The organism is Frateuria sp. GZRR33, from assembly GCF_051900425.1.
Lineage (GTDB): Bacteria > Pseudomonadota > Gammaproteobacteria > Xanthomonadales > Rhodanobacteraceae > Frateuria_A.
The window spans coordinates 237,187-255,009 of the sequence record NZ_JBHZGK010000002.1; the positions used below are offsets into that span (position 1 = coordinate 237,187).

The 17,823-nt window shown below is 68.5% G+C and carries 15 protein-coding genes; 10 read left to right on the forward strand and 5 right to left on the reverse strand.

The features are described from left to right. Positions 1-17 precede the first annotated feature (17 nt). From ACFWZU_RS03495 to ACFWZU_RS03515, 5 genes are all read left to right on the forward strand, one after another. Entirely contained in the window at positions 18-788 is a 771-nt protein-coding gene (locus ACFWZU_RS03495) for a DsbC family protein (protein ID WP_439700020.1), read from the forward strand. Positions 789-946: 158 nt separating this feature from the next. Continuing rightward, the gene (gene purL / locus ACFWZU_RS03500; protein ID WP_439700021.1) at positions 947-4,807 is read left to right on the forward strand and encodes a phosphoribosylformylglycinamidine synthase; all 3,861 of its coding nucleotides are present in this window, start codon (positions 947-949) and stop codon (positions 4,805-4,807) included. Positions 4,808-4,939: 132 nt separating this feature from the next. Next, entirely contained in the window at positions 4,940-5,635 is a 696-nt protein-coding gene (locus tag ACFWZU_RS03505; protein ID WP_439700022.1) for a hypothetical protein, read from the forward strand. 569 nt (positions 5,636-6,204) lie between these two features. Continuing rightward, on the forward strand, positions 6,205-7,053 hold the full coding sequence (locus tag ACFWZU_RS03510; protein WP_439700023.1) for a glycosyltransferase family 2 protein: 849 nt from the start codon (positions 6,205-6,207) through the stop codon (positions 7,051-7,053). Positions 7,054-7,136: 83 nt separating this feature from the next. After that, entirely contained in the window at positions 7,137-8,033 is an 897-nt protein-coding gene (locus ACFWZU_RS03515; protein WP_439700024.1) for a DMT family transporter, read from the forward strand. A gap of 88 nt (positions 8,034-8,121) precedes the next feature. Here the strand turns inward: ACFWZU_RS03515 and ACFWZU_RS03520 are convergent, their stop codons facing one another. Next, entirely contained in the window at positions 8,122-8,316 is a 195-nt protein-coding gene (locus ACFWZU_RS03520) for a YbdD/YjiX family protein (RefSeq protein ID WP_439700025.1), read from the reverse strand. Further along, positions 8,313-10,397 carry a carbon starvation CstA family protein gene (locus ACFWZU_RS03525; protein ID WP_439700026.1) on the reverse strand — a complete coding sequence of 695 codons (2,085 nt, stop codon included), beginning with the start codon at positions 10,395-10,397 and terminating at the stop codon, positions 8,313-8,315. The genes ACFWZU_RS03520 and ACFWZU_RS03525 overlap by 4 nt, the downstream gene beginning before the upstream one ends. A 308-nt stretch (positions 10,398-10,705) precedes the next feature. Between ACFWZU_RS03525 and ACFWZU_RS03530 the strand changes: the two genes are divergently transcribed. From ACFWZU_RS03530 to ACFWZU_RS03550, 5 genes are all read left to right on the forward strand, one after another. Next, complete coding sequence (locus ACFWZU_RS03530; protein ID WP_439700027.1) at positions 10,706-11,482, forward strand: DUF4197 domain-containing protein; 777 nt, start codon at positions 10,706-10,708, stop codon at positions 11,480-11,482. 134 nt (positions 11,483-11,616) lie between these two features. Continuing rightward, entirely contained in the window at positions 11,617-12,153 is a 537-nt protein-coding gene (def, locus tag ACFWZU_RS03535; RefSeq protein ID WP_439700028.1) for a peptide deformylase, read from the forward strand. 301 nt (positions 12,154-12,454) lie between these two features. Continuing rightward, complete coding sequence (locus ACFWZU_RS03540; protein WP_439700029.1) at positions 12,455-13,207, forward strand: queuosine precursor transporter; 753 nt, start codon at positions 12,455-12,457, stop codon at positions 13,205-13,207. Then, positions 13,200-14,363 (forward strand): acyltransferase family protein, encoded by a 1,164-nt coding sequence (locus ACFWZU_RS03545; RefSeq protein WP_439700030.1) that lies wholly within the window; start codon positions 13,200-13,202, stop codon positions 14,361-14,363. The genes ACFWZU_RS03540 and ACFWZU_RS03545 overlap by 8 nt, the downstream gene beginning before the upstream one ends. Before the next feature lie 446 nt (positions 14,364-14,809). After that, positions 14,810-15,415 (forward strand): flavodoxin family protein, encoded by a 606-nt coding sequence (locus tag ACFWZU_RS03550; RefSeq protein ID WP_439700031.1) that lies wholly within the window; start codon positions 14,810-14,812, stop codon positions 15,413-15,415. Positions 15,416-15,571: 156 nt separating this feature from the next. Here ACFWZU_RS03550 and ACFWZU_RS03555 read toward each other — a convergent pair whose 3' ends face one another. The 3 genes from ACFWZU_RS03555 to ACFWZU_RS03565 all read right to left on the reverse strand — a co-directional run bounded on the left by ACFWZU_RS03555 (position 15,572) and on the right by ACFWZU_RS03565 (position 17,476). Further along, the gene (locus ACFWZU_RS03555) at positions 15,572-15,934 is read right to left on the reverse strand and encodes a hypothetical protein (protein WP_439700032.1); all 363 of its coding nucleotides are present in this window, start codon (positions 15,932-15,934) and stop codon (positions 15,572-15,574) included. A gap of 261 nt (positions 15,935-16,195) precedes the next feature. After that, positions 16,196-16,522: a nucleotide pyrophosphohydrolase gene (locus ACFWZU_RS03560; RefSeq protein WP_439700033.1), complete on the reverse strand. Its 327-nt coding sequence runs from the start codon at positions 16,520-16,522 to the stop codon at positions 16,196-16,198. A gap of 531 nt (positions 16,523-17,053) precedes the next feature. Beyond that, positions 17,054-17,476 (reverse strand): lysozyme inhibitor LprI family protein, encoded by a 423-nt coding sequence (locus ACFWZU_RS03565; protein ID WP_439700034.1) that lies wholly within the window; start codon positions 17,474-17,476, stop codon positions 17,054-17,056. Between the last annotated feature and the right edge of the window lie 347 nt (positions 17,477-17,823).

The following is a 17,823-nucleotide window of genomic DNA, read 5'->3' on the forward strand; positions in this document are numbered from 1 at the left end:
GCGGCCGCGAGGTTCCGATGTTCAAGAAACTCTCCGTCGCGCTGCTCGCCAGCGCCTTCGCGCTCGCCGCCTGCGCGGCGGACCGCCAGGACGCCGCCACCGGCAGCGCGACCGATCCGTCCGCCGGGCAGGTTGTCAGCGCGGCCCTGAAGAAGCTCGCCCCGGGCGTGCAGATCGACCAGATCACGGCCTCGCCGCTGCCGGGCTTTTACCAGGTGATTGCCTCCGGACAACTGGTCTATGTCAGTGCCGACGGCAAGTACATGCTCAATGGCGACGTGGTCGACCTGGCCGCCAGGGAGAACCTGAGCGAACGCGCCTGGGCGGGCTTCCGCAAGGCCGAACTGGCCAAGGTGCCGGCGTCCCAGCGGATCGTGTTCGCGCCGCCGCACCCGAAGTACACGGTGACCGTGTTCTCCGACGTCAACTGCGGCTATTGCCGCATGTTCCATTCGCACATCAAGCAGTTCAACGACGAAGGCATCGCGGTGGAATACCTGGCCTGGCCGCGCGAGGGCGTGACCGATACCGCCGGCGCCCCCACCGACACGTACAAGGAAATGGTCTCGGTCTGGTGCGCCGCCGACCGCAAGGCCGCGTTCACCGCCGCCAAGCAGGGCAAGGCGCCCAAGCCCGCCGAGTGCGCCAATCCGGTCAAGGACGAGTTCGACCTGGGCGTCAAGCTCGGCGTCACCGGCACGCCGATGGTGCTGGGACCCGACGGGATGGTGCTGGGCGGTTACGTCACGCCGGACAAGCTATTGAAGATGCTAGAAAAAGGCAGCTGATCCCTGTGGGAGCGCCCTTGGGCGCGACCGGGATGGCGGTCGCGCCCAAGGGCGCTCCTACACTCAAGGATCGGTCTGCTTGGATTGGTGGGCTGGATGGGCCGCCCGGTCGCATCGGGTAGAATAGGGCGCTTCCCTTCAGCGCCGAATCCCCCCGCATGATCGCTTTCGACGGGCAGAGCGCCCTTTCGCCGTTTCGCCTTGAACGCCTGAACGCCCGCCTCGACGCGGTGCACCGCGGCGCGCGCGTGCAGGCTGTCTGGTTCGTCTACGTGCTCGACGCCGGCCACGCGCCCGAAGGCGCCGAGCGCAAGCGCCTGCTCGAAGTGCTGGAAGCCAAGGACGCCACGCCCGAGTCCGCCACCCTGTGGACGGTGCCACGGCTGGGCACCATCTCGCCGTGGTCGAGCAAGGCCACCGACATCCTGCACGGCGCCGGCTTCGACGTGCGCCGCGTCGAGCGCGGCGTGGCCTGGCAGGTCGCCGGCCTGCCGGCTGCGGGTACGCCCGATTACGTGGCGGTGCTGGCCGTGCTGCACGATCCGATGACCGAATCGGTGCTGACCGACCTGGCGCAAGCGCAGGGCCTGTTCCTGGCCGGCACGCCGGGCGACCTGGTGCACGTCGAGCTCGGCGGCGCGGCGCGCGAGGCGCTGGCCGCCGCCAACGCGCGCCTGGGCCTGGCACTGGCCGACGACGAGATCGACTACCTCGCCGAGCGCTACGCGGAACTGGGCCGCGACCCGACCGACGCCGAGCTGTTCATGTTCGCGCAGGCCAACTCCGAGCATTGCCGCCACAAGGTGTTCAACGCGAGCTGGACGATCGACGGCGAAGCACAGGACAAGAGCCTGTTCGCCATGATCAAGCACACCCACCAGTGCTCCCCGGCGCACACGCTCTCGGCCTACAAGGACAACGCGGCCGTGATCGAGGGCCACACGGCCCATCGCTTCCTCACCGATGGCGAAGGCACCTGGCGCGCGCACGACGAACAGGTCGACTACGCAATCAAGGTCGAGACGCACAACCACCCGACCGCGATCGCGCCCTGGCCGGGTGCGGCCACCGGCGCCGGCGGCGAGATCCGCGACGAGGGCGCCACCGGCCGCGGCGCCAAGCCCAAGGCCGGCCTGACCGGCTTCTCGGTGTCGGACCTGCGCATCCCGGGCGCGCCGCAGCCGTGGGAAGTCGATCGCCCGTTGCCGCCGCGCATGGCCAGCGCGTTCGAGATCATGCGTGACGGGCCGCTCGGCGCCGCTGCGTTCAACAACGAATTCGGCCGGCCGTGCCTGGGAGGCTACTTCCGCACCTACGAGCACGAGACCGGCGAAGCCGGCGTGCGCCGCGGCTACGACAAGCCGATCATGATCGCCGGCGGTCTGGCCAACATCCGCCACGACCACGTGCAGAAGCGCGACATCCAGCCGGGCCACGCGGTGATCGTGCTGGGCGGCCCGGCGATGTTGATCGGCCTGGGCGGTGGCGCGGCTTCCTCGGTGGCCTCGGGCGCCTCCAGCGCCGAGCTCGACTTCGCCTCGGTGCAGCGCGACAACGCCGAGATGGAGCGGCGCTGCCAGCAGGTGATCGACAGTTGCTGGATGCGTGGCGAGCACAACCCGATCGTCAGCATCCACGACGTCGGCGCCGGTGGCCTGTCCAACGCCATTCCCGAATTGCTCAACGACGCCGGCGTCGGCGGCCAGATCGACCTCTCCAGGGTGCCCTGCGACGACCCGTCGCTCTCGCCCATGCAGGTGTGGAGCAACGAGTCGCAGGAGCGCTACGTGCTCGGCATCGCGCAGGAAAACCTCGCCGAGTTCGAGGCCTACTGCAAGCGCGAGCGCTGCCCGTACGCGGTGGTCGGCACCGCCACCGCCGAGCGCACGTTGCGGGTGACCGACCCGCGCCGCAACCTCACCGTGATCGATCTGCCGATGGACGTGCTGTTCGGCAAGCCGCCGCGCATGCACCGCGACGCGCAGCGGATCAAGCCGCGCGTGGACCTGCTGCCGGACCTCTCCGGCATCGGCATGGACGAGGCGGTGCAGCGCGTGCTGCGCCTGCCCACCGTGGGCAGCAAGAACTTCCTGATCACCATCGGCGACCGCACTGTCGGCGGCCTCAACCATCGCGACCCGATGGTCGGCCCGTGGCAGGTGCCGGTGGCGGACTGCGCCGTCACGCTCACCGACTTCGACGGCTACCAGGGCGAGGCGATGGCCATGGCCGAGCGCGCGCCCGTAGCGTTGCTCAACAGCGCCGATGCCGCGCGGCTGGCCGTGGGCGAGGCGATCACCAACCTGGCCGCCGCGCCGATCGCTTCGCTGGGCGAGATCCGCCTGTCGGCCAACTGGATGGCCGCGGTCAACCACCCGGGCGAGGATGCGGCGCTGTTCGACGCGGTCAAGGCAGTCGGCATGGAGCTGTGCCCCGCGCTCGACATCGCCATCCCGGTCGGCAAGGACTCGCTCTCCATGCAGACCGTGTGGCAGGACGGCGACCAGCCGCAGCGTACGGTCGCGCCGGTGTCGCTGGTCATCACCGGCTTTGCCCGCGTCGACGACGTACGCCGCACGCTCACGCCGCAGCTCAAGCTCGACCGTGGCGATTCCGAGTTGTGGCTGATCGACCTCGGCGCCGGGCGCGATCGCCTGGGCGGTTCCGCGCTGACCCAGGTGTTCAACCGCGCCGGCGGCGTGCCGCCGGACCTGGACGATCCAAAGCGCCTGCGCGCGCTGTTCGAACTGGTGCAGGAGGCCAACCGCGCCGGCCTGGTGCTCGCCTACCACGACCGCTCCGACGGCGGCGTGCTGGTGACCCTGCTGGAAATGGCCTTCGCTGGCCACTGCGGCCTGCAGATTCACCTGGACGGCTGGGCCGAGGCCACGCTGCGCGCGCTGTTCAACGAGGAACTCGGCGCCGTGTTGCAGGTGGCCAGCGCCAATCGCGAAGCGTTCGAGGCGCTGCTGGTCAAGCACGGCCTGGCCGGCATGAGCCACCGCATCGGCCGTCCGAAGGAGAAGCTCGGCATCAAGCTTTACCTGGGCGACGATGCCGTCTTCAAGTGGAACTGGACGCAATTGCTCGGCGCCTGGAACCAGACCAGCCACGCCATGCAGCGCCTGCGCGACAATCCCGCCAGCGCCGATGCCGAGTGCGAATGGCGGCTGGACGACGCCGACCCGGGCGTAAACCCCAAGCTCACGTTCAATCCGGCCGAGGATGTCGCCGCGCCGTACATCGCCCGCGGCGCGCGCCCGCGTGTGGCGATCCTGCGCGAGCAGGGCGTCAACGGCCAGGTCGAGATGGCCGCCGCGTTCACCCGCGCCGGTTTCGACGCAGTGGACGTGCACATGTCCGACCTCGCGGCCGGTCGCCACAAGCTGGCCGACTTCCGCGGCTTCGCCGCCTGCGGTGGCTTCTCCTACGGCGACGTGCTGGGCGCCGGCCGCGGCTGGGCCACCTCGATCCTCTACAACGAGGCGATGCGCGCGCAGTTCGAGGCGTTCTTCAGCGACCCGTCGAAGTTCGCGCTGGGCGCCTGCAACGGTTGCCAGATGCTCTCGCAGCTGAAGGACATCATCCCTGGCGCCAGGCACTGGCCGAAGTTCGTGCGCAACGCTTCGGAACAGTACGAGGCGCGCCTGGCGACGCTCGAAGTGCTCGACTCGCCCAGCCTGTTCTTCAAGGGCATGGCCGGCTCGCGCATTCCGGTGGCGGTGGCGCACGGCGAGGGCCGGGTCAGCTTCCCCTATGCCTGCAGCCCGTCCAAGGCGCAGGCGGCGGTGCGCTTCGTCGACAACCGCGGCAGGCCGACCGAGAACTACCCGCTCAACCCGAACGGCTCGCCCGGCGGCCTGGCCGGCTTCACCGCCGCCGACGGGCGCGTGACCATCCTGATGCCGCATCCGGAACGCGTGTTCCGCAGCGTTCAGTTGAGCTGGCATCCGGAGAACTGGGGCGAGGATTCGCCGTGGATGCGCATGTTCCGGAACGCGCGGGTGTGGTGCGGCTGAGGGACGCGCTTCGCGTAGCCGACCGCTGACGTTGCGGCTCCCTCGCGCGCGGTAAGGTCGGCGCATGTCTGGCACGGCGAGCCCTTTTCCAATCCCTCTCTCTCCCGGCGGTGCCGGGGGAGCGGTGGTGGCGTGACCGGGTTGCCCACACGTTGGCTCCTCGCGCCGGCCTGGCTGCTCCTGCTGGCGCTGCTGCCGTGGTGGCTGGGGCTGCCGTTATTGCTGTCGGTGGCGGCGGTGCTGCTGTTCGGCAGCGATCGACTGGAAAGTCACGCGCCCGTGTTGCGCCTGGCGTTGCGTTGGGGGTTGCCGGGCGTGCTGTTCGCAGGGCAGCGCGCCCTGGGCGGCGAGGCGTTTGCCTGGGCGATGGCGCTGCTGGGGGCGTTGGCGGGCTTCACCTTGCTGGCCGGGCTGGAGGCATGGCTCGATCGCGGGCGGCGCGAGCAGGCCGCGCAGCCGAAGTTGCGTGACTGGCCGAGCCTCGCGCTGGCGCCAATCGGCCCCGGGGCGGTGGTGGTCGAGTTGGTGCCGCCCGCGTGGTCGGAAGGTACGTGCCCGGATCCGCGCGGGGGCGAGGTGCGCTGGGAGGCGGGGCGCTTCGTGCTGGCCGATGCGACGGTGGAGCGGGTGCAGGCGCACGCGTCGTTCAGCCCTGATGGTCGCTGGTTCGTTGCACGCACGTCGCGCGGTCTTGCGCTGCTCGACCGTGACCATGGACGCCTTTCTCGCCTGCGTGGCTGGGAGTTGTGCGGCTGGCATGACGGCCCGTGGCTCGCCCGAGAGGCGGGGCCGGCGATGGCTTGGCGTGAGGTGCTTGGTCGCCACTGATCCTGCTCCCTCTCCCCTCCGGGGAGAGGGTTGGGGTGAGGGGCGGGGGCTCGCCTTGAGGTTTCCTTCAGAGCAAGAGCCTTCGGACGCCTTTGGCGCCCGAGTCACTTTCTCTTGCTTGCCCAAGAGAAAGTAACCAAAGAGAAGGGCACCCCGATGGCGCGCCCTTCGGGTACGCGTGCGGGCGGCGGGGTTTTTCGACGGGGCTTCCTGCCCCGACGAAAAACTGGCCGGCGTCCTGCCGGCCACCCTGCGGGCTGATCCGCCACCCGCCCGCCGCGCCATAGGGGACCCGGGTAGAGCAGCGCGCTTCCTGCGCGCACTTTTCAGAGGAGCCAAGGCCAAGGCGAAAAGCCGGAGCGGAAGGCCGGAGCGAAAGGCCGGAGCGGAAGGCCGGAGCGGAAGGCATGGACGTGCGGCGAACGGGCTCCCTCTCCCCTCCGGGGAGAGGGCTGGGGTGAGGGGCCGGGGCTCGCGGGCAACTGCAGGCAGTTCTCCACACCCCGCCCCTCACGCATACTTGCCGGGTGTCTACTCCCATTCCCCTCGCAAGGACGCTTCCGGTCAGCGTGATCGTGGTGTGCGCCGACAGCGGCTCCTCGCTGCGCGACTGCGCGCAGCGGGTGCTCGAAAGCGTGGTGCCGCTCGAGTTGATCCTGATCGACAACGGCTCGACCGACGGCGTGCCGCAGTCGATCGAAAGCGCGCACGCTGACGAGCCGCGGCTGAAGGTGATCTACAACCACGCCAACCTCGGCTTCGGCCCGGCGGTGAACCGTGCCGCCGCGGTGGCGAAGGGCGAGCACCTGCTGGTGCTCAACCCCGACTGCCTGCTCGAACCGGACACCCTGACCCGCATGCTCGACGTCATCGACGAGCATCCCCAGGCGGGCATCGTCGGCGCCGTGGTGTGCGCTGCCGACGGCACGCCCGATCCGGCCTCGTACCGGCGCGATCCACTGTTGCGCCCGGCGCTGGCGACGCTGCTGGGCGCGCGTGGCGGGATGAACATCGACGGTGACGTTCCGGCCAGCGTGGTAACCGCCGAAGCGGTATCCGGCGCGCTCATGCTGCTGCCGCGCAAGGTGTTCGAGCAACTGGGCGGTTTCGACGAGGCGTACTTCCTGCACTGCGAGGACCTGGACCTGTGCCGGCGCGCCCGCGATGCGGGTTACTCGGTGCTGCTCGCCGGCGACGTGCGCGTGCTGCACGGCAAGGGCGGTTCGAGCCGGCACCGGCCGGTGTTCGTCAGCCGGCACAAGCATCGCGGCATGTGGCGCTGGTTCCGCAAGTTCGATCCGGCTGCGCGCAACCCGCTGGTGGCGGGCGTGGTCTGGCTGGGCATCTGGGCACACTTCGCGCTGCAGGTACCTGGCCAGCTACGGCGCTTGTCCCGGGCCAGGCGCCGCACCCCGTAGGCGCCCGCTCGCGGGCGATGTTTTTTCAACATGGCCGCAGGGGTCGCGCGCGAGCGATCCCCGCAAGAGAACGTCGACTACGCATGACGACCCGCCCCCGCACCTTCGCCGCCACCATCGGCCTGCTGGCCCTCACCGCCGTGTGGGGCTCGACCTTCGTGCTGATCAAGGACGTGGTCGGGCGCATGCGCGTGGTCGACTTCCTGGCCGTGCGCTTCAGCGTGGCGGCGGTGGCGATGCTGCTGCTGTTCGCGCTCCCGGTGTGGCGGCTGCCGCGTGGCCAGGTCGCGCGGGCGTTGCTGCTGGGCCTGGTCTACGGCGCTGCCCAGTTGCTGCAGACCTGGGGTTTGAAGCTGATCGCGCCCAGCGTCAGCGGCTTCGCCACCGGCATGTATGTGGTGTTCACGCCGCTCCTGGCCTGGCTGCTGCTGCGTGAGCGCATCGCGGGCGTCGTCTGGCTTGCCGTCGCGCTGGCGACCGGGGGGCTGGCGCTGCTGTCCCTGCACGGTGTGTCCATCGACCTGGGCGTGTGGCTGACGCTGGCCTCGGCGGCCCTCTACGCGTTGCACATCGTCGGCCTGGGTCGCTGGTCGCGCGAGCAGGACGCGGTCGGCATGTCGGCGGTGCAGGTGGTGGCGATCGCGCTGATCTGCCTGCTGGCCACTGCGCCGCAAGGGCCGGCGCTGCCTCCCGACGGCTCGGCGTGGCTGGCGGTGCTGTACATGGCGCTGGTCGCCGGCGCGGGTGCGATGCTGATGCAGACCTGGGCGCAGGCGCACCTGCCGCCCGCGCGCGCGGCGATCGTGATGACCACCGAGCCGGTGTTCGCCGCGGGCTTCGCGGTGGCGCTGGGCGTGGATGCGCTGAGCTGGCGCATGCTCGCCGGCGGCGCGCTGGTGCTGGGGGCGATGTACCTGGTGGAGCTGGCGCCCAGGCGCAGCGTGGCGCTGGAGGCGGAAGCGATCCATCACGAGGTGTAGCGCTCCAGGCCGCTCCGCGTAGGGTGGGCATCAGCCACCGTTCCGGCGGCGTGCGGTGGGCTGATGCCCACCCTACGGTACGCGAGCCTCAGCAGCAGCGTCCGCCGGTGCCCTTGTAGCGCGCCTCCTGGCGCTCGCGGAAGAACGCCGCGTAGCTCGGGACCGGGCGCTCCGGATGGTGTTCGCGCAGGTGGCGTACGTAGGTGTCGTAGTCGGGCACGCCGCAGCACAGGCGTGCGGTCTGCACGGCGCGCGACCAGGCGAGGCGAAGCCAGCGCTTCATGGCGTGCTCCCGGCAACGGCGTCGACCGGCACGTACGGCTCCTCGTGCGCGGTCGGGTGGTTGGTACGCCAGGCGCGCACGATCGTGCGCAGGGTGAAGGCCACCATCGCCACCACCAGCAGCATGAACAAACCGGTCAGCGCCGAGTCCACGTAGTTGTTGGTGACGATCCGCTGCATCTCGGCGACGTTGTGCGCAGGCGCCAGCAATCGGCCCTCGGCGGCCGCAGCGGCATACTTCTGCGCAGCCGCGGTGAAGCTGATCGGCCCCGCCAGCTTTTCGTAACCTGCCGCCAGCGTGCATACGATCAGCCAGACCGCCGGGATGCCCGGCACCCAGACGAACCGCTCGCGCTTGAGCTTCACCACCACTACCGTCGCCAGCAGCAACGCGATCGCCGCCAGCATCTGGTTGGCAATGCCGAACAGTGGCCACAGCGTGTTGATGCCGCCCAGCGGATCGACCGCGCCCTGGTAGAGGAAGTAACCCCACAGCCCCACGCAGATCGCCGTGGCGAACAGGTTGCCCGTCCATGATTCGGTCTGCTGCAGCGGCTTGTGGATCAGGCCGGCGATCTCCTGGATCATGAAGCGGCCCACGCGCGTGCCGGCGTCCACCGTGGTCAGGATGAACAGCGCCTCGAACAGGATCGCGTAGTGGTACCAGAACGCCATCATGCCGCCGCCGGGCAGGATCTCGTGCAGCAGCCGTGCCATGCCCACCGCGAGCGTGGGCGCGCCGCCGGCCCGCGAGAGCACGCTCGCTTCGCCGATGTCGCGCGCGGTCTGCGTAAGCTGGTCGGGCGTGACCACGAAGCCCCACTGGCTGATGGTCTGCGCGGCGTGCTCGGCGGTGATGCCGATCAGCGCCGCCGGCGAATTCATCGCGAAGTACACGCCCGGATGCAGCGACGCGGCCGCCACCAGCGCCATGATCGCCACGAACGCCTCCATCAGCATGCCGCCGTAGCCGACCAGGCGCGCCTCGCCTTCGTTGGCCAGCAGTTTCGGCGTGGTGCCCGAGGCGATGATCGAGTGCCAGCCCGACACCGCACCGCAGGCGATCGTGATGAACAGGAACGGGAACAGGTCGCCCTGGAACACCGGCCCGGTGCCGTCGATGAAGCGCGTGACCGCGGCCATCTGCAGTGTCGGCGCGGCAAGGAAGATGGCCAGTGCCAACAGCGCGATGGTGCCGATCTTGAGGAACGTCGACAGGTAATCGCGCGGCGCCAGCAATAGCCACACCGGCAGCACCGAGGCGCAGAAGCCGTACGCGATCAGCAGCCATGCCAGCGCCTTCGCGTCGAAGTCGAAAAGCGGCGCCAGCGTGGCCGACTCGGCCACGAAGCGACCCAGCCAGATCGAGCCGAGCAGCAGCACCAGCCCGATGATCGACACTTCGAGAATGCGGCCCGGCCGCAGCCAGCGCAGGTACACGCCCATCAGCAGCGCGATCGGGATCGTCGCGGCCACGGTGAAGGTGCCCCACGGGCTGTGCGTGAGCGCCTTGACCACCACCAGCGCGAGCACCGCCAGCACGATCATCATCAGCACCAGCACGCCGAACATCGCCACCACGCCGGGCAGCGGTCCCAGTTCCTCGCGCAGCATGTGACCGAGCGAACGGCCGTCGCGGCGCAGCGACAGCGCGAGGATCATGAAGTCCTGCACCGCGCCGGCGAACACCACGCCGAACAGGATCCACAGCGTGCCCGGCAGGTAGCCCATCTGCGCCGCCAGCACCGGACCCACCAGCGGACCAGCGCCGGCAATGGCGGCGAAGTGGTGACCGAACACCACCCACTTGTCGGTCGGCACGTAGTCGAGTCCGTCCGGATGGCGCATCGCCGGCGTGGCGCGGCTGGGGTCGAGCTGCAGCACGTGCCGTTCGACGAAGCGGCCGTAGAAGCGGTAGCCGATCACGAACACCGCGATCGCTGCGGCGACCAGCCAGATCGCGTTGATCGGCTCGCCGCGGCGCAGCGCGACCACGCCCAGGCAGTAGGCACCGACGAGGGCAATCGAGGCCCACAGGATCTTCGCCGCGGGGCTGGTCGGAACGGAGGCGCGGGTATGCATGGGCTTCTCCTCGACGGTCAGGCAAGAGTCGTCCCGGCAAGGGCGGTGGGTCAATGCCGGACGCGTGTGGGCGCTTTTTCCCGGGCGCCGGCGGGGGACGGCGGGAAGCCCTCGCGGGACCCCAAGCGTATGGACGGGCTTCCCCGCGAGCCCCGGTCCTCACCCCACCCTTTTCCCCGGGGGGGAGAGCGAGCCGGGCGAGCGGTCCTCCCCCGCGAGTGAAACGAGCCCAGGTTAGCCGGCGACGATCACGGCGCGCGCGCCAGGGCCCGCGTACACTCCGCGCCGGATCCCCACGGAGTCCCGCCATGCGCCCGCAAACTGCCTGCCTCGGCTTGCTGTTGGCCATTGCCGCGCTGCCGGCTGCTGCCGGTGGCCAGTTCGACGACCTGCTCAAACAACTCAAGCAGGGCAGCCACACCACCAACGCCACGCGCGCGGCCAGCCTGCCCAGCAGCGACATCGCCGCCGGCCTCAAGGAAGCGCTCGCCAAGGGCACCACCCACGCGATCAACGAACTCGGCCGCACCGACGGCTTCTGGGGCAACGCCAAGGTACGCATCCCGCTGCCGGGCAAGCTCAAGCAGGTCGGCGACCTGGCCCGGCAGCTCGGGCAGGGCGAGAAGGTCGACGCCTTCGAGCTCAGCATGAATCGCGCCGCCGAAAAGGCCGTGCCGCAGGTGGCCGACATCTTCGGCGATGCCATCCGCAAGATGACCCTGCAGGACGCGCGCGGCATCCTCACCGGCGGCGACCACGCGGCGACCGATTACTTCCGCCGCGTCGCCGGCGACGCGCTGACCGCACGCATCCATCCGATCGTCGCCCAGGCGACCGACCGCGTCGGTGTCACGCAGAAATACAAGGCGCTCACCGCGGCCGGCGGGGGCGGCGGACTGGGCGACGTGCTCGGCGCGCTGGGCGGCAACGACGGCAAGCGCAACCCGCTCGACCTGGATGACTACGTCACCCAGAAGACGCTCGATGGCCTGTTCACCATGATCGGCGAACAGGAGCAGGCGATCCGCAGGAATCCCGCCGCACGCACCACCGACCTGCTGAAAAAAGTGTTCGGCAGCCGCTGAACTTCGTAGGGTGGGCTTCAGCCCACCATCCGGGCGTACCGGAGCTGGTGAGCTGAAGCCCACCCTGCGGGACCATCTTGTAATGGCCCGACGGCGCCCGCAGACCTGTACCGGTATCCACCGCGAGGCCCAAGATGATCCGCGACATCCTCAAGATGGGCGATCCCCGCCTGACGCGTATCGCTACCGCCGTGCCCTCGGCGATGATCGGCAGCGCCGAACTGGATCAGCTCATCCAGGACATGTTCGACACCATGGAAGCCGCCGGCGGCGTCGGCCTGGCCGCACCGCAAATCGGCGTGGACCTGCAACTGGTCATCTTCGGCTTCGACCGGTCCGATCGGTATCCGGATGCCCCGGCAGTCCCGCGCACGATCCTGCTCAACCCGCTGGTGACACCGGCCTCGCAGGACATGGAAGAAGGCTGGGAAGGCTGCCTGTCGGTCCCCGGCCTGCGCGGCGCGGTGAACCGCTTCACGCTGATCCGCTACCAGGGCATCGACCCGAAGGGCCAGCCGATCGACCGCACTGCCGAGGGCTTCCACGCCCGGGTGGTACAGCACGAATGCGACCACCTGATCGGGCGCCTGTATCCCTCGCGCATCACCGACTTCGCCAAGTTCGGTTTCACCGACGTGCTGTTCCCCGGCGTGGATGCGGCCGACGACTAGCCGCCTCGCCTTGCTCCCGCTCCCCACGGAGAGTGGGGGCCAAGGTTGCATCCTTCTCCCCCTGCCGATGGCAGCTAGCTACGCGCCTTGCTCCCTCTCCCCTTCGGGGAGAGGGCCGGGGTGAGGGGCCGGGGCTCGCGGGACTGCCACGCCGTGCCGGATTGAAGCTGCTCTCTCTCGCCTGGCTCGGTTTCCCGCAAGCGCGTCCCCTCACCCCAGCCCTCTCCCCGAAGGGGCGAGGGAGCCCCAGGCCCCCCGCTCCTGGTCCGGTTATCCTCTGCCTCCACGCCAAGGGGGCCCCATGCAAGCATCCACACCCGCCGCACCGATGCGCGGCTTCCGCTACTACGACCTGCTGGTGGGCGGCATGGTCGCCGTGTTGCTGTGTTCCAACCTGATCGGCCCGGCCAAGGTCTGCACGATCACGTTGCCGGTGCTGGGTGCGTTGTCCTTCGGCGCTGGCAACCTGTTCTTCCCGGCGAGCTACATTTTCGGCGACGTGCTCACCGAGGTGTACGGCTATGCCCGCGCGCGGCGGGCGATCTGGGCGGGCTTCGGCGCCATGCTGTTCGCCACGGCGATGTCGCAGGCGATCATCCACATGCCACCGAGCCCGAGCGAGCCGTTCAACGCGCAACTGCAGCCGGCGCTGGAGGTAGTCTTCGGCGGCACCTGGCGCATCGCGCTCGCCTCCATCGTGGCCTACTGGCTGGGCGACTTCGCCAACTCCTTCGTGCTGGCGCGCATGAAGATCTGGACCCGCGGCCGCATGCTGTGGACGCGCACCATCGGCTCGACCCTGGTGGGGCAGGGCGTGGACAGCCTGACCTTCTACCCGATCGCCTTCACCGGCATCTGGGAGGGCCAGACCATCCTCAAGGTGATCGCCTTCAACTGGGCGATGAAAGTCGCGGTGGAAGTGGTGTTCACGCCGCTGACCTACGCGGTGGTCGGCTTCCTCAAGTCGCGCGAGGGCGTGGACACCTACGACGAGCACACCCACTTCACCCCGTTCAGCCTGAAGGACGAGGGCGAGCTCAAGCGCTATGGCTGAGATCGGCCATGCCCCGCGCCCGCGCAACGCCGGCATCGACCTGCTGCGCGGGCTGGCGATCGTGTTCGTTCTGCTCAACCACCTGGGCCTGCCGATGCGCCTGCCGCTGAAGGCCACGGCGCTGGCAGACGTGCTGCCAGTGCGGTTGCTGCAGGCACTCAACTACAACGGCTACGAAGCGGTGTTCGTGTTCTTCGTGATCTCCGGCTTCCTGATTACCGGCAACGCGCTGGAACGCTGGGGCAGCCTGGCCCGGATCGACGTGAAAGCCTTCTACGCCCGCCGCTTCGCCCGCATCGTGCCCTGCCTGGTCGCGTTGCTGGCGGTGCTGGCCGTGCTGCACCGGCTGGGCGTGGCGGACTACACCATCCATCGTCCGGGCCAATCGCTCCGCGGCGCGCTGCTCGCCGCGCTCGGCCTGCACCTGAACTGGTACGAAGGACACACCGGCTACCTGCCGGGCAACTGGGACGTGCTCTGGTCGCTGTCGATCGAGGAGGCGTTCTACCTGGGCTTTCCGCTGGCCTGCCTGCTCGTCCGGCGCACCTGGGTGCTGGTGCCGTTGCTGCTGACGCTGGCGCTGTCGCTGCCATGGACCCGCGCGGCGCTGGACGGCAACGAGATCTGGCAGGAGAAGGCGTACCTGCCGGGCATGGCGGCGATCGCCACCGGCGTGCTCGGCGCGTTGTGGTCCGCCCGTCTCGCTTCCATCCCGCCTCGCGCGGCCCGACTGCTGCGTTGGGGCGGTGCGCTCGGGCTGCTCGGCGCGACGCTGGGCGGCCACTGGCTGTGGCCGCTGCTGCACGAGGGCGTGATGCTGCTGCTCACCGGCTCCACGCTGGTGCTGCTGCTCGCCTTTCGCGGCGCGCCGCCGCGCGTGCCACGCGGCCTGCGCTGGCTATGCAGCTGGGGCCGGCTCAGCTACGAGATCTACCTCAGCCACATGTTCGTGGTGTTCGTGCTGTTACGGCTGTTCCGCGGGAGCGGTGCCGACGCGCGCAGCGGCTACCTCTGGTATCTACCGGCGTTCGTGGCGTGCTGGGGGCTCGGCGCGCTGATTGCACGTTGCTGGTCGACGCCGTGCGACCGCTGGCTGCGTGACCGCTGGTTGCGTCGCGTGCCCAAGTCCGTCGAGGCCATCTCGCCCGCGGGCTGACCGTCCTTCCACGCCGGCGGGCGCAGGCTTGCGACATACCGCAGCCGTGCGCGGGCCAGGGGCACGACGCGCGGAGAGCCGCCCATGCCCAACACCCTCATCGATCGAGCCATCCGCGAAAGAAGGCCCTTGGGCTTCGTCTACCAGGGCAAGCTGCGTGTCGTGCAGCCGCAATGCCACGGCAGGGGGACGCGCGGCACCGAGCTGCTGCGCGGCCGGCAGGTCAACGGTGAGGCGCCGTCCGAGCGGTTGTTCGACGTCGCGCATATGCTCGACCTGGCCGTGCTGGACGGTATTTCGACGGCCCCGGACCGCACTACCGGCGCAACGACTCGGCCATGGTGGACGTGTTCTCCCGGTTGTGAAGAGGGCCCGCCCGCGCTGCCGACCCGGGCTAGACAAGGCCACGCGCAGACTGCAGGACCCGCTTCGTCCAAGGAGCCGCCATGCTCTCCGCCTTCGGCCTCAACTGCACGCTCAAGCGCGACAACCAGCCGTCCTCGACCCAGAAACTGCTCGACCAGGTATTGCGCGCGCTCGATGGCTACGGCGTCAGCACCTCGTATGAACGCGCCGTCGATCACGACATCAAGCCCGGCGTGAAAACCGACGAAGGTCCGGGCGATGGGTGGCCGGCGATCCGCAAGCGCATCGACGAGGCGAACATCTTCGTCCTCGCCACCCCGATCTGGATGGGCCAGCCCTGCAGCATCGCCAAGCGCGTGCTCGAGCGGCTCGACGCGGTGTTCGGGGAAATCGACGAGCACGGCATCTATCCCACCTTCGGCAAGGTCGCCATCGTCAGCGTGGTCGGCAACGAGGACGGTGCACACCACGTCACCGCCGAGCTCTACCAGGCGCTGGCCGACGTCGGCTTCAGCATCCCGGGCGGCAGCTCCACCTACTGGGTGGGCGAGGCCATGCACAAGAAGAACTACATCGACCTCGACCAGACACCCAAGGCGCTGGCCGGGGCGATCCAGACGCAGGCGTGCAACGCGGCGCACCTGGCTGGGCTGCTGCAGGCGAAGCCCTATCCGGCGACGAGGTGACGGGGCCGGTAGCGACCCCTCGGCTGCAACTTCCACTGCCAGCCGCGCTGGCCCGGCTGCTCAGCGTCGCACAAGCGGGCCTTGCACCGGCAGGCACGCAAGCAGCAGCATTCCGCAGGCAGGTGTTCAAGCGGCATCGAGGCTTCCGCCGGGCCGTCAGGTGCCGTCGAACGACACCTCGAAGGACGTGTAGAAGGGCGTAGTCCAGCGCCCTGCCAGCCCGGCGTCCGCCAGCCTGTTGCGTACACACCTGGCGAGCGCGGTCGAGCCTTGCAGCCAGCTTGCTTGCGTCGAACCGTCAGCATTCAAGGACAACACCACGGTAAAGCGCGAGACGTCCGCATCCGGTCGCGCACAAGCCGCTACCGCTTGATGCAGGGCCTTGCCCTGCGCCTCCACCAGTTGCGCGCTCGTCGCGCGATCCAGGCTGGCTTCGTTCCTGTCCGCAAGCGCCTTGGCCTCATCGAAGCCCATCTGCGACGTTGCGAGCACGGTTGCAAATACCAAAGCTGCGAGCATGTCCGTTCTCCCTATCTGCCAAGGCCCGACATCCACACCTTTCGCCATGATCGTGCTCGCGCGCGCCTGTTTGCGCCAGCGAAACAGCAGGAAGGGGTGGATTGAATGCGAGGCGGCGATGTCCCTGCACGTTGGCATCAGCTAGCTGGGGTGCACCGCGCTGGCCTTCCATGGGCGCTGTAGCTGATGGTTTATCGGACCTGGGTTTCAGCGTGGGTATCGCCGAAAGCTCGCTCGGGCGTCCACCGCATTCGCGGCAGGCTAGTTGCCGAGCTCGCCGGATACATAAGCAACCAGTTCTTCGGTGTTCCTGACGAACTCGGCCTGCAGATCGATGCCGCACTTGTCTGCCAGGACCATGATCGACCACAGACAGTCCGACAGCTCGTGGCCGAGTTTTGCTTTGCAGTCATCGATATCGCGCACGCCGGCGTGCGCCTGGACAAGCTTTGCCAGGTCGCCCACGTCGCCGACGAAACCAAGCGCGAGCTCCTGCGTGGTCCAGATGCGCCCCCATCGCTTTGTTTCGAGCTTCTCGTACAGCGCGTTCAGACGGAGCGCTGCTTCTTTCAGGTCGCTGAAGTCCATGGGCTTCCCTCACGCGGACTGGGCAGTACGCGATAAGCGCGTTCGTTTGCTGCGGGTTTCCGGTCGGCACGGATGTCTCGGTCGCGGCCTACCGTTTGAATAGGCCAGGCGCCGAGCGACGGACCTGAAAGAATGGTCAGGATGCAGCGGGTTCGCGAAGTGCGCGGAAAGAACGGTAAAGCAGGGCGACGCCAGCAGCCACCAAGCCGGTGCCGACATAGCCACCCAAGGCACAGAGCCCGCCAGTGGACGACAAGCAGAACGCCCAGGCACCGATAACCGCGGCTGGGACATACGACGCCACTGCGAGAGCTATTGAAACCACCGCAAAACGAACCGCGCCGCTCAGCGAAACCCGGCAAGCCATTTGAACCACGCGCCATACGGTCGTGCCGATGCCGGACCAGAAGAAGAGAAGACCGGTTGCGTAAGCGAGTGTGAATGAAGTATCCATCAAGGGCCTAACGCTGGAGTCAAGCGGCGGCGAAGCCATCCGCCTACAAGTGGTTAGGCCTGCGAAGGCCCGAACACCTACCGAGGCTCGGGAAGCAGCGGCGGGGTGGAATCTTGGTAGGTAAGGTACGCCTGCCATATCTCATGAGTACGCTCCTCGGTGAGCCGAAGCATGCACTCGGCACTTGCAGTCGTTCGGTACGTGCCCTGCGCCCATAGCTCGAAGACGTCTCCGCACTCAAGTTCACGGTAGCGCAACCAGGCAGCCTGTGCGGTCTTGAGGTTTGGCCTTGAAGCAAAATCATTATCTATCCTCGCCTGTGCTGCGGTTAGATATCTGGCAAGGCGGGAGTTCGCCTTATCAAGCTTCTTCCCGATGCATGCTTGGATTTCGAGCGTGTTGCCGTCGCATTGGAGGGTGGAGGCTTGAACCAAACCCACTGAACACAACCCGAGAGCGATCAGAGCAAAGCTTCGTGGGGTACGCACGTAGATCCTCATGGCCTAACGCTGGAGTTAAGCGGCAGCGAAGCGCCCGCATTGAACGATTTGTTAGGCGCAGGCTAGTCATGGGTGTAGAACGAATAGCCGCCAAGCCTACGCCCAAGAATGCCTGCAAGGAACCCAACCTGCCACGACTCCTCCACTACCAGGGCGGGCAGCAAGCCAAGATTGCTTGCGGCATAGGTTGCGCCAGGGCGCCACTCAGACAAGACAAGCTCTATGGCCAGACTGGCAGCGTGCGCCGGGTCCCGCGCGCGAACAAGACGGGTCGCGAAAAAGCCAATTGCAGGATCGTCCCCGTCAATGGGAAGAGATATGCCAGCGCCGGAAAGTCTGACTTTGAA